The 12,162-nt window shown below is 57.9% G+C and carries 10 protein-coding genes; 4 read left to right on the forward strand and 6 right to left on the reverse strand.

Annotated features, from left to right (window positions below):
* Window positions 1-85 precede the first annotated feature (85 nt).
* The 6 genes from VB780_RS24150 to VB780_RS24175 all read right to left on the reverse strand — a co-directional run bounded on the left by VB780_RS24150 (window position 86) and on the right by VB780_RS24175 (window position 5,007).
* The gene (locus VB780_RS24150; RefSeq protein WP_323353739.1) at window positions 86-439 is read right to left on the reverse strand and encodes a phenylpyruvate tautomerase MIF-related protein; all 354 of its coding nucleotides are present in this window, start codon (window positions 437-439) and stop codon (window positions 86-88) included.
* Between the two features lie 108 nt (window positions 440-547).
* Window positions 548-1,030, reverse strand: coding sequence for a flavin reductase family protein (locus VB780_RS24155; protein ID WP_323353740.1), 483 nt, complete (start codon window positions 1,028-1,030; stop codon window positions 548-550).
* A 123-nt stretch (window positions 1,031-1,153) separates the two neighbouring features.
* The gene (locus VB780_RS24160; RefSeq protein ID WP_323353741.1) at window positions 1,154-1,789 is read right to left on the reverse strand and encodes a peroxiredoxin; all 636 of its coding nucleotides are present in this window, start codon (window positions 1,787-1,789) and stop codon (window positions 1,154-1,156) included.
* Window positions 1,790-2,045: 256 nt separating this feature from the next.
* Window positions 2,046-2,360, reverse strand: coding sequence for a DUF6464 family protein (locus VB780_RS24165; protein WP_323353742.1), 315 nt, complete (start codon window positions 2,358-2,360; stop codon window positions 2,046-2,048).
* 499 nt (window positions 2,361-2,859) lie between these two features.
* The gene (locus VB780_RS24170; protein ID WP_323353743.1) at window positions 2,860-3,411 is read right to left on the reverse strand and encodes a DUF3122 domain-containing protein; all 552 of its coding nucleotides are present in this window, start codon (window positions 3,409-3,411) and stop codon (window positions 2,860-2,862) included.
* 108 nt (window positions 3,412-3,519) lie between these two features.
* A complete protein-coding gene (locus VB780_RS24175) occupies window positions 3,520-5,007 on the reverse strand; it encodes a tetratricopeptide repeat protein (RefSeq protein WP_323353744.1) in 1,488 nt (495 codons plus the stop codon).
* A gap of 409 nt (window positions 5,008-5,416) precedes the next feature.
* Between VB780_RS24175 and VB780_RS24180 the strand changes: the two genes are divergently transcribed.
* From VB780_RS24180 to VB780_RS24195, 4 genes are all read left to right on the forward strand, one after another.
* Window positions 5,417-8,584, forward strand: coding sequence for an EAL and GGDEF domain-containing protein (locus tag VB780_RS24180; protein ID WP_323353745.1), 3,168 nt, complete (start codon window positions 5,417-5,419; stop codon window positions 8,582-8,584).
* Between the two features lie 184 nt (window positions 8,585-8,768).
* Window positions 8,769-8,999, forward strand: coding sequence for a hypothetical protein (locus VB780_RS24185; protein ID WP_323353746.1), 231 nt, complete (start codon window positions 8,769-8,771; stop codon window positions 8,997-8,999).
* A gap of 727 nt (window positions 9,000-9,726) precedes the next feature.
* Window positions 9,727-10,314: a 3-isopropylmalate dehydratase small subunit gene (leuD, locus tag VB780_RS24190; protein ID WP_323353747.1), complete on the forward strand. Its 588-nt coding sequence runs from the start codon at window positions 9,727-9,729 to the stop codon at window positions 10,312-10,314.
* Between the two features lie 104 nt (window positions 10,315-10,418).
* Window positions 10,419-12,026 carry a hypothetical protein gene (locus tag VB780_RS24195; RefSeq protein WP_323353748.1) on the forward strand — a complete coding sequence of 536 codons (1,608 nt, stop codon included), beginning with the start codon at window positions 10,419-10,421 and terminating at the stop codon, window positions 12,024-12,026.
* Window positions 12,027-12,162: the final 136 nt, after the last annotated feature.

Consider the following 12,162-nt stretch of genomic DNA (forward strand, 5'->3'; position numbering starts at 1 on the left):
CCCATTAATGGCCGCAACAGAGCACCGGAGGCAGCCCTTTACTCGTCAGCAGGGTCTTCTTCTCTAGAAACTTAAGACGATTTCTTTAGCCAAAGGTGCCGCCGTTCCAGCCCCACATGGCCCCAGGGGCATCGGCAAACTCAATGTAGGTACGGTTTTTTGGCACCCCCAGGGCGGTTTCGAGTTGGGTGCAAAACTCCTGGCTCATGGCCCGAGTTTTGGTGCCGCCCATGGTGCCAACACTTTTAATTTCGACATAGCACACGGGATCGGTGGTACCGCCAAAGGTCATCGGCACGTTGGCCTCAAAAGCAGTCATTACGTAGGATTCGGGCTTGCCCAAGTGGCTGGCCAAGCTGGCGGAGAGATCTTTGAGCAGCCCTTCAACCTGGGCTTTGTCTGGGGTGGGGATGGAGGTTTGGATTTTTATCAGGGGCATGGGAGATAGGGAAATGGATGGGGAGCGAGAAAAATGTTGAATGTTGAGTTTTGAATCAAAGCCTGACTGGTAAAACTCAACCTTCAAACCTGAGAACTTAACCCTTACCTACCCCCCATAGTTCCAGCCGGTGCTTTCGAGTAGGAGGGGTTCGCCTTCGCGGTGAATGGCAGCACCGACCACTTCACCCACAAATACGGTATGGTCGCCATGCTCGACAGCGCCGATCACTCGACATTCCACATAGCCCAAGGTGTCTTTAATGATGGGGCAGCCGGTTTCAGGGCCCGGGTAGAACTCGATGTTTTCAAACTTGTTACCCTCCCGGCGCAGGGGCTTGAAGAAGTTTTGGGCCATTTCCTTCTGCCCAGCTTCTAAAAAGCTGAGGGCAAACACACCACTCGCTTTGACCATGGCGTGGGAGGTGGAGTCGTTTTTGACGCAGTTGACCACCAAGGGAGGCTGAAAGGATGCCTGCATCACCCAACTCGCGGTAAAGCCGTTCACCTCGTCCCCATCTTTGACCCCACAGACATAGAGCCCGTGGGGAATTTTGCGTAAAAGGGTTTTCTTAGCTTGCTCGTCTAACACGCGATACCTACAGAATTCAGTGCTAGGGGCAGTGTAATACAGCCGTTACCCCCCAACACTCCCCAATTAGTCGTAAAAAAGGCGCACCGCAGTGCGCCTAGCGTGGTTGGTGATGACCTGCCCCTACTTGTTGGGCTGGGGAGTCATGCGCAGGTAGGGCTTGATTTCGGTAACGCCCTTAGGAAAGCGCTGCTTAGCTTCTTCGGTAGGAATAGCGGGAGACACTACCACGTCTTCGCCGTCTTGCCAGTCGACGGGGGTGGCGACGCTGTAGTTATCGGTGAGCTGTAGCGAGTCAATCACCCGCAGAATCTCGGCAAAGTTGCGTCCGGTGCTCGGCGGATAGGTGATGGTCAGCCGCAGCTTTTTGCTGGGGTCAATGACAAACACGCTGCGCACGGTCACTTTGGCGTTGGCGTTGGGGTGAATCATGCCGTAGAGGTCGGAGACCTTTTTGTCGTCGTCGGCAATGATGGGGTAGTTAACGGTCACGCTCTGGGTTTCGTTGATGTCGCCAATCCAGCCCTGGTGGGAATCGGCGCTGTCTACGCTGAGGGCAATGACTTTGACATTGCGCTTGTCAAACTCGGGCTTGAGCCTGGCCACGCTGCCCAGCTCAGTGGTGCATACGGGGGTGTAGTCAGCGGGGTGCGAAAACAGCACCACCCAGCTATCGCCAGCCCAGCTGTAAAAGTCAATCTCACCCTCGCTGGTTTGCTGGGTGAAGTTAGGTACCTGATCGCCAAGTTGAAGCGCCATCTCAAATCTCCGTTTAATCTCGACAGGGTGCAAATAAATAAGTTGCTTAGCGTTCACTTTCGCTATTCTCCCATAAACCCCGGTATTCCGGTCGGAGTTTAGAGGATTATCTTAAGGATTGTATCGCAGGCTGTTTAGACTGTGGCGATCGCCTTACCCACAACCTCGAACCAACCCCGATCGCTCACAAACGAAACACCTAGGGACAAGCCCTAGGTGCCTCATTACTCACTGTTGCCTTGGGGCTTGACTGGCGCTAAACCTGGCGGTCAAAGACCTTGGGAGCATAGGTACTGCATCCATCACAGGGCCCCATGGGATTAGTCGCGCAGCGCAGGTAGGGCGATCGCGCGTTTAAGTCACAGGTAATGTCGCCAATCATGTAGCCCATACCCTCGACATAGTGCATGTCGGCATTGCCATCGAGCAGCTGGAGCATGCCCTGGCCTAGGGCCGTAGGCATCGCTGAAGCACTGCTGCACTTTTCATCTCGGTCAGCCCGCACGGTGAGGTATGCCGACACCAGAGCTGGGGTAAGACCGACAACAAAAATTAGAATAATGACGAGCATGAACCTGTAATCCCAAACTAGCAAAGTCATCCTAACCCGATGAATTGGCCGACCGGCCCAGTGCCGCTGAGGATTGGTACGTACCGTTGCGTTACTTAGCCTTTCGCAATATTGCCGACAGACCCCCTACCCACCCCGGGGCTGGATGTCATAGCGTGGGTCAACCTCAGCCATGGCTCAATCGCTTCGTAGCCCCACACAGACGACCCCACGCCCAGAAAGTTCCCGGCCCTAGATACTCTTTCAGCAATTTATGGTTAGGATTGAAGAAGAAACGTTTTTTGTCCCGGTTCTTGCCCAAAATCGCCTCGTTTTCCCATCACCTGAACAAGATCCTGAACTTATCAGAACTTTCATGTATTGGCGAATTCTGGTCTATGAACGATTATCAAAACATCCTGTAGACTCGCGTGTGCTCCAAAGCTAAGACCGGGTAGGGCCACAGGACATTGTGGAGTGTTCGCTCCTCAGTGATAGCGCCTTACCCGGCTTTTTATTTTTAAAATCCAGCCGTTCTAGAGCTGTGGCCAGCGTTACCCTCCGGTATGGCGTAGAGTTGCAGCCATTCTTCCACCACGTAGGGGGCCGCCACCAGTCGAGCGGTGCCACCACCCCGCAGCGGCACCCGCAGCGTCAGCGGAATCGGGCGCTGGAGGTCTGTCAGTACAGCATCCATCTGGTACTGGGCAACCCCATCGGGCAGCACCTGGGTTTGAGGATCGAGCTGGCGCGGGGCTTGCCACTGGGCGCTGGTGCCGGTTTCAATCACCAAGTCACAGTTAGAATCGGTGACGCTCTGCCCTGGAAACCCGACTAACCGCAGATAGGTGCCCTGAAACATTCCCCCGGTGTAACGCTTAAACATTGTGACCTGCCAGGCTAAGTCAGTCTGGTCACGCAGGCTCTGGCGCGAGCGGTAGGTGGTTTGTCCCGGTTGCTCATGGTAGGTGTGCACAGAGGCCACGGCTGGTTCTGCCAGGGCCAACAGCAACAAACAGCCCAAGATTAGGGCCAGAACGATCAGCCGCAGGGCACGCCAGAGGTGATGCATGGGGAGATGGGGGAGGTAGGGAAGTTGAAGAGAAGAAGGGCAGCCACGTTTTCAGCGGCTGTAGCCATTATCTCTCCCAGATCCGCATCTTCCTCATCCACTGACCCTCTACAACTGGCTCATCTGGTTTAGCGTTTGCCGATAGCCTGCGGCTTCGCCCTGCTGCAAAAACAGCTGGGCGGCTTGTTCAAAGTCGCGGCGGGCACCGGCATCGTCGCCCAACCGGGCGCGCACCACACCCCGGTTGTAGAACAGCCTGGGGTCGGCGCTGTTGGATGAGCTGACAATGGCCTGGGTGAGGTCTTGGTAGGCGTTTTGGGGCTGGTTGACCTGGAGATAGGCCGAGCCGCGAGCCGAGTAGGCCTCTAAGTAGCTGGGCTGAGCCGCGAGGGCCTGGCTATAGTCATCGATCGCCCCAAAGACATCCCCGGTGGACAGGCGGGCATCGCCCCGGGCTTTGAAAGCAGCGGCGTAGGCAGGGTCGAGGAACAGCGCCTCGGTGTAGTCTGCGATCGCCGCTGTTGGATCTCCCGCTTGCAGGAGGGCATCGCCCTTTTGCTTATAGGCCATAGCCGAGTCGGGGTTGAGCTGGAGCACTCGAGCAAAGTCTTGCTGAGCGCCGCGCAGATTGCCCTGGTCAGCGCGAATGGTGCCCCGGCTCATGTAGGCCTCGGCCAGTTCAGGGCTGAGCTCAATGGCGCGGTCTAAATCTTCTAAAGCCCGGCTGGGCCGACCCTGGCGAAAGTAGACGTGGCTGCGGTTGAGGTAGGCCCGCGCCAGTTCGGGGTCGCGGCTGACGGCCTCGTTGAGATCGCTAAGAGCGGCGTCAAACAGGCCCAGGTGGTAGTAAGATACCCCGCGGCCCATGTAGGCCCGGGGCAGATCGCCGTTCAGCTCTATAGCGCGGCTAAAGTCGGCTACCGCTGCGGTGTAGTTATTCACCCGCTCAAGGGCAAAGCCCCGCAGCACGTAGGCGGTCGGATTGTCGGGGGTGAGCTCAATGGCGGTGGAGAAATCTTCGATGGCGAGGTCGTGGCGACCCTGCTGGGTGTCAATCAGGCCGCGATAGAGGTAGGCTCCTACGGAGTCGGGGTTGAGCTCTAGGGCCGCGTTGAAGTCGGCCTGGGCTTGGCTAGACTCGCCCTGGCGGTAGTAAACGCTGCCTCGGGCGAAGAGGGCGTTGGCGTTGCTGGGGTCAAGGCTAAGGGCCTGGTTGAGGTCGATGAGGGCGCGATCGTAGTCGCCCTGCTCTGAGTAGATCAGACCCCGGTACAGGTAGGCGTTGGCTAGACCAGGATCCTTGGCGATCGCCGTATCAAAGGCTTCGAGGGCGGCGGTATAGTCACCGCTGTTGTAGCGTTCAACCCCCAAATTGTAGGCTCCAATGGCCGATAGGCCGGGCTCAGCCGCCTCAGTCTCAGGCATTTCCGGCTCGGCGGGGGCAGGCTCAAGGCCTTCGAGATCCAAATCCTCAGGTTCAGCTACCTCGGGCTCCATCAGCTCAGGTTCAGCGGGAGTTTGGGCATAGCCTCTCCCCGGAGTGGCCCCAATCATCAGGCCTAGACCCAGCAGCAAAATGGCGTAACGCAGTTTCATAACTTCCCCTCCACCGACGGTGTTTGCAGATTCAGTAGGCTGGTGCGGCCCCCAGTGAGCTCGTTTTGTCAGCATACCCACCCACGCCCCTGGCGCTAATGATAGGTCAGCTTTTGTGGGTTGCAATCCCGATTTCTGAAGTTTTGGCCGGTGCCCGACCCGTCAGGAAGCTTCCCCTATCCTCCGGCTGCTATCCGTTGTTGATAAACGGGGGAACGGAGGGGTCGGCCTGCGAGCTTTGCCTAAGGTTTGGGTAATTTAGGTACGACACCTTGGCACCAGCTGTGTAACTGCCGCTAAAATCCACTGCCCCCGAGGAAGATCGGTCGCCTTTGGGCGATTCCTGGGCAACGGGCAGGCGGGTTGAGGATTAGGTATGGGTTTTTGGCCAGCACTAATTTGCACCACAATGAACGCCTCACGGACGGCTGCGATCGCAGCCGTCTGTTTACTCCTGACTGGAGCGAGTGATATCGGGGCTCCTGGGGAGGGTGCTGAACGGCGATCGCCGCTCAGCACCGAGGCTGAGATCGCCGCCCCGACCCTTAACCCCGGCTGGCTGGGGCTAGGGGTTCTGGGGCTAGGGGCAATTGTTGGCCTCCCCGCAGTGCTAGGAAGGCAACGGCTGAACCAACGGCCCCGTCACAGCGAGCAACCCTCCCCCGCAGCAGACAACCCCCTCCCCCGCTGGGACATTGACCTAGACAGTGTGGCCCTGTCGCAGCTGCTGGTCTTCTGCGATCGCCGCTGGCAATACACCTACTTCTCAGCGGGACATCAACGGGTCTACGGCTTTGCAGACAGCGATTTTTTGGCCGACCCCACCCTTTGGTGCAGCCGCGTCCACCCCGAGGATTTAGAGTCGGTCATTCAGCCCCTAATGGAGGAGGTGCTCTTCCCGGCTCAGACCACTACCGTTGAGATTCGCTTTCAGCACCAAGACAATTCGTGGCGGTACATATCTCAACACTACTCATCGCGGCGCGATGATGGCAGCGACTGCTGGATTGTCGTCATCGTTAGCCGAGACATCACCGAAACCAAGCAGACCGAGCTAGAACTCCGCGCCAGCGAAGCCCGGTTCAGGAGTCTAGCCGCCAATTTGCCGGGGGTGATCTACCGCTACGAACAAAACGCCGCCACTGGGCACCAGGCCTTTACCTACATGAGCCCCGGCACCCGCACACTCTACGAGCTAGAACCCGAGGCAATTCTCAACGATGTCACCCTGGCGTGGCGGGTGATCTACCCAGACGATGTCCCGGCGCTGACGGCGGCGATCGCCCAGTCGGCCCAAACCCTGAGCCCCTTTCACTGGCAGGGGCGGTTTATCCTCCCCAGCGGCACCATGAAATGGATTCAGGCCATTGCCAACCCCGAGCAGCAGCCCGACGGCACTACGGTGTGGGACGGTCTGCTGTTTGATATCAGCGCCGCCGCCCGGCTAGAGGCTGAGCGCAAATCCGCCAATCTGGCCCTCAGAACCGAGCGCGACCTGCTCAACAGCGTTATGAGTACAAGCGTCGCCGCCATTACCGTACTGGCCCCCGACGGGCGCATTCTGTTTGCCAACAGCCGCGCCGAAACCGTCTTGGGCCTCACCCTCAACAGCCTCACCCAGCGCACCTACAACTCCCCCGACTGGCGCGCCACAAACCTTGATGGCAGCCCCTGGTGCGACGACCAACAGCCCTTCAACATCGTGATGGCCACGGGGGAACCCGTGTACGACATTCGCCATGCGATCGAATGGTCCAACGGCCAGCGGCGCGTGCTCTCCATTAACGGTGCCCCCGTCAAAGATTCTGACGACCAAATTGTCAGCCTAGTATTTACCGTCAGCGACATTACCGACCAAATTCAGTCAGAGATGGCGCTGCGAGAAAGCGAAGCCCAGCTGCGGCTGATTACCGAAAACATGAGCGACCTCGTCTGCCTGCACGAGCCCGACGGCACGCTGATCTACGTCAGCCCCTCATGCCAGGCAATTTTGGGCTACACCCCAGACGAAATGCTGGGCCAAAGCCCCTATCGGTTCTTTCACCCAGACGACGCCGACCAAATTCGGCAAGGTGCCCACCAGGATGTCTTAGGGGGTACGGTATTGCCCGCTGCCTACCGCATGCAAAAACAATCGGGAGACTACATCTGGCTCGAAACCCTCACCAAACCCATCTTTAACGAATCCGGTCAGGTGATCGGCATTCAAACCACGTCCCGCAACGTCACCGACAAAGTCGAAATTCAGGCCCAGCTCGAATACGACGCCGGTCACGATGCCCTCACCGGGCTGCCCAACCGCACCCTGCTGCTCCAGCGGCTCGATACCGCCATTGGTCTCCAGCGGCGACAGCCCGCAGCGGTGTTGTTCATCGACCTCGATCGCTTCAAGTTAATCAACGATAGCCTCGGGCACCACATCGGCGACGAACTGCTGATGGCTATTGCCCAAAAGCTAGTCGCGGCCACCCGTCCAGAAGATTTGGCGGCCCGGCTGAGCGGCGACGAGTTTGTGGTGCTGCTCAACGGCATCGCGGGCATAGAGCAGGTGATTCAGGTGGCTGAGCGGCTGCTGGCCGAGATCCGTCAGCCCTTTGCGCTCAAAGACCGCGACGTCTTTGTCAGCGCCAGCATTGGCATTGCCCTCTGCACTGCTCGCCACCAGACCGGTGTGGATCTACTGCGCGACGCCGACATTGCCATGTACCGTGCCAAGGCTAGCGGCAAGGGGCGCTATGCCCTCTTTGACCCCCAAATGCACCTGCAAGTCTTGCGCGAAATGCACCTGGAAGAAGCCCTGCGCCGCGCCATTGAGCACCAGGAGCTAGCCCTGCACTATCAGCCCATTGTCAACCTCAGCAATGGCCAAATCAAAGGGTTTGAGGTGCTGGCTCGCTGGCCCCACAGCGAGTACGGCATGATTTCTCCGGCAGAGTTTATCCCCATTGCCGAAGAGACCGGATTGATCATTCCCTTAGGGCGGTGGGTGCTGAGGTCAGCCTGTCGCCAGTTTAGCCAGTGGCGACAGCAGTTTCCGGCGGTGCGGGCCATGGGGCTGAGCGTCAACCTCTCAGCCGTACAACTGCGCGATGCCGCCGTGGTGGACGACATCACCACCCTGTTGAGTGATCTTGGGCTACCCAGCGACTGCCTTACCCTAGAAATTACCGAAAGCCTGTTGATTGAGAACGTTGACCACAACTTGGCTATACTCGAACAGATTAGAGGCCATGGCATCAGGCTAAGCATTGACGACTTCGGCACTGGTTTTTCATCCCTCAGCTATCTTCAGCGGTTTCCCTTCAGCGGTCTCAAGGTCGATCGCAGCTTTGTCACCCACTTGGGCACCGAGGCTGAGAACCCAGTCTTGGTGAAGTCGATTTTGGCCCTGGCTGACAGCCTCAAGCTCGACCCCATTGCCGAGGGCATTGAAACCGAAAAACAGCTGGAATTTTTGCAGGCCAACGGCTGCCGCTACGGCCAGGGGTTTTTCTTTTATCAGCCCATGCCGGCCCACCGGGTCGAAGCCCTGCTGACCAAGGGCACCTCTTCTAAAGCGAGCTGTTTGGCCGGATGAGGGGGTGAGGGGGTGAGAAATATTGCTGAACTGTGACGCTTGAATTCCTTCTTTAATAATCATCTCACCGCCTGTTGCCTTCCTTAATCTCCTCCATTTTGCTCATCCCCTCTACCCCGCCTTCCGTGTAAGATGAGAGCAACGGTTACATCCCTTCACACGCGCCTCTACACGCGATCGCCCTATGTCGTTTTTTCGGTCTTACATTGCCCCCCTGCTAATTGTGCTGATTTTTGCAGTCGCGATGCTGGCGGTGAGTGCCCGCATCTTTCTGCCCAGCGATATGATGGCCCCCGCCCCGATCGAAGAGCCCATATCGGCAATGGGATCGATGCCGACGGCCCAGGCCGATATAGTGATGCCAGAACTGTCAGAACTCATCCACGGACCCCAGGGCATGCAGGTTGAGGGATAGACTCGACTTTAGACCGTCCAACTAAAGCAGACCAATAATAGTGGGAAGCCCCCGACAGATGAACTGTCGGGGGCTTCTAAACTTAAACCTTATAGCCTGTAACTAGACACAATGGACTGGATTATTTTCCTCCAGACAGGATGTTGTTTAAGCAATTCTAAGTATGTCGGAGACAGCAGCACTTTGACTGATTTACTTGAGAGTTTTCCTCAAGAAAGTTCCGATTAAATAGAGATGTTTAAATGCCGTCGTAAAGAAACCATCGCGTGGGGTTTATAGCGTCTCTGGGCATTTCTCAACAGAGCTCTCTATCAGCTACAGAGAGGAAATATCAACAACCGAGTAAAGTGCTGCTGGTATTTGACGAGATAGATTCAGACGTTAAATCGATAACGTACCTCCTATTTAACAGGACTGAACTATTCGATCGGTCGGGGAAGAAATCGGTTTTTGTGTCAGGCGATTCACTTCCTTATCTATTAAGATACTCCCCTGATTTGCGGATGCCTAGGGATGATACTAAAGTTTATGGTTGGGTTAACCGTTGCTATCATCCTGTTAAAAAGCTAGGGCTCAGCCCTGAACTTAGATCGACGGGAACGCCCCTAAGACAGGATCCTCGGGGTTCTTGCAGAGGCGCCCAGACGTTACTATTGATAAGCGGCTGTCTCTATTGGGGGTGGCCTGCTGATTTAAGCCAGAGGCGCAAGGGTAAGGAGCGATCGCAGTGACGCAAATACAACAAATCACCGGCACCGGCATTCCCCTCACCGGCAATGACATCGACACCGATCGCATTATTCCGGCTCGGTTTCTCAAGTGCGTGACCTTTGACGGGCTGGGCGAGCAGGTGTTTGCCGACGATCGCGCCGCCTTAGAGAGCCGTCATCCCTTTGACCAGCCCCAGTACCAGGGGGCCACAATTTTGGTAGTGAACCGCAACTTTGGCTGTGGTTCATCGCGGGAGCACGCCCCCCAGGCGATCGCCCGCTGGGGCATTAAAGCCGTGCTGGGCGAGAGCTTTGCAGAAATTTTCTTTGGCAACTGCGTGGCGATCGGCATCCCCTGCCTAACGGCCACCTCTGAGGTGGTGGGCCAGGTGCAGGCCGCGCTAGAAGCCGATCCAACAACTGTTGTAACGCTCGATCTGGCGACCCAAACCGTGACCTTTGGGGCCGAGGCTGGAGCTGTGGCGATGCCCGAGGGCGTGCGCCAGGCATTCTTGGCGGGCACCTGGGATGCCTGTGGCCAACTCGTCGCCAACGCTGAGGCCATTCGAGCCACGGCGGCCACGCTGCCCTACGTGGCGTGGTAGCACGCTGTGCCCCTACCCATAGATTTGCAACGCCCTGTGGCTTTTGCCGCAGAAATAGGCACTCTCTAGGGAGATCCCTCACCCCCCCCATGTGGGCTGTTGCTATGGTTTCCTCCGCTGTGCGATCGCTGACCCCCTGGTTGCAGGCCGATACGGCCCCACTGCAAGGCTCTACAGCCGCAACCCTGGGCAATACGGTGTGCCGCATGGCTCCCTTGGCCATCGAGCGCCCGTCCATAGGGCAAATGCCTGCGATCGCGGCGGCGGTGAAGCAGTTGGTGGCCCAAAGCCTGAGGCTGCGATCGCCCCTGGGCGGCTGGCCCACCGACTTGCCCCAGACCCCCGAGAGCCTGGCCCCCTACCTAGCTGAAGAAACCGGGGAACTGCTGGATCTACTAATTCCATCAACCGCACCAGCACCGTCTTCTACCAGCACCCTAATACCGATACCCACCCTAGTCCCCCACCTGCTGTGGATGCTCGCCAGCAGCGGCTACGAAGTTATGCGGCTGATCGAGGGCGTACAGGCCCGCATCTTTAGCCCCAGCTCCCAGGGGGGAATACATGTTGTGCGCCTGGTGCCGGTACTCACCCTCACCGTCGAAGAGACCAGCTATGCCCTCGACTTGGTGACCCAAACCGACCCACTGCCGCCGCTCTATTTGACAGAGGCCACCGCAGTTCAGCTACTCGATAATGACCTAGCCAGCCAGACCGTATCCTGTGGCGATCTGCTGGCCCAGACGGCTGAGCAAATCGGCTATACCCAACCTGGACTCAGCGCCCTCCTGGGCGACGGCTGCGAGGCTGACGCCCTGCGCCCTTTTCAGCCCTGGCAGACTGGCACCCTGCACCTGCACCTGCACCTGGCCAAAATGGAGGCCCAGGGGCCGCCTCAGCCCCATGCCGGTCATAACGAGGCAATGCCCGATGCGCTGTATCTGCCGCCGGGGGGTAAGCCAAGCACAGGATCAACTGCCTCGGGCTTTACCCTTGACGACTTTGCCAGCACCCTGGTCGATGGCCCAGACAGTGCCACCGCTGGCGTGCTGGGTGACTGGCTCACCTTTACCGATGAACGCTGGATTCAAATCTTTTTGAGCACCTATGTAGAACAAGTGGTGGCACAGCATCTACCCCAGATGCTGCCAAGCCCCCAGGGCGACCAGGAAGCCCTTTGTAACCGCGTCACCTATGCCGCCACCAACCTGGTTCAGGGAGCCAGCGGCTTATTTAAGCACACCTTTGTCCATGAGCCGGTGCTTGTGGCCGATGTGTGGCCCCGGCTGCGCTGGCACCTGGCCCAAAGTTCAGAACGGGTAATGCAGCTCATGGGTGGCGTGTCTGCCCAGGTGCTGCCGCCGGGGCTGAGCTGGCAGCAGGGCAGTCTCTACCTGCGCCCGCTGCTGCAGCTCGCCACCTCGAACCGCAGCTGGATTGTGGATCTCAGCCGGGGACGACTCCTACCCACCACTCCCCAGGCGCTGCCCGCCGAGGCGGTGGTGGATGTGGCTGATGACCCCTGGGGCTCACCGCTCACCGTGGCCGATCTAAACGCCTTAGTGGATTGCGATCTGAGTACGCATAGCCCTGCGATCGCCGCTCTGGGCCAGGGTACTCCAATTAACCTACACCGGCTCGATGCCGAAGCCGGTTGCCAGGCAGGGATCCTGACCCTCGACTGGTGCTTTACTCTGCAAACCACGCTGTAGGGCTATTTGGGATTTTGGATTTGGGAAATACTTCAACCAGCCTAGCTACAGCCATTACAGCTGCCTCTCTAAAATTCAAAATCTAAAAATGTTCAAGCAGATCGCCTAGAGTGAGATCGAACTGTGGCGCATCCCA

Source organism: Leptolyngbya sp. CCNP1308 (assembly GCF_034932455.1).
In the GTDB taxonomy this organism is placed as follows: domain Bacteria; phylum Cyanobacteriota; class Cyanobacteriia; order Phormidesmidales; family Phormidesmidaceae; genus Nodosilinea.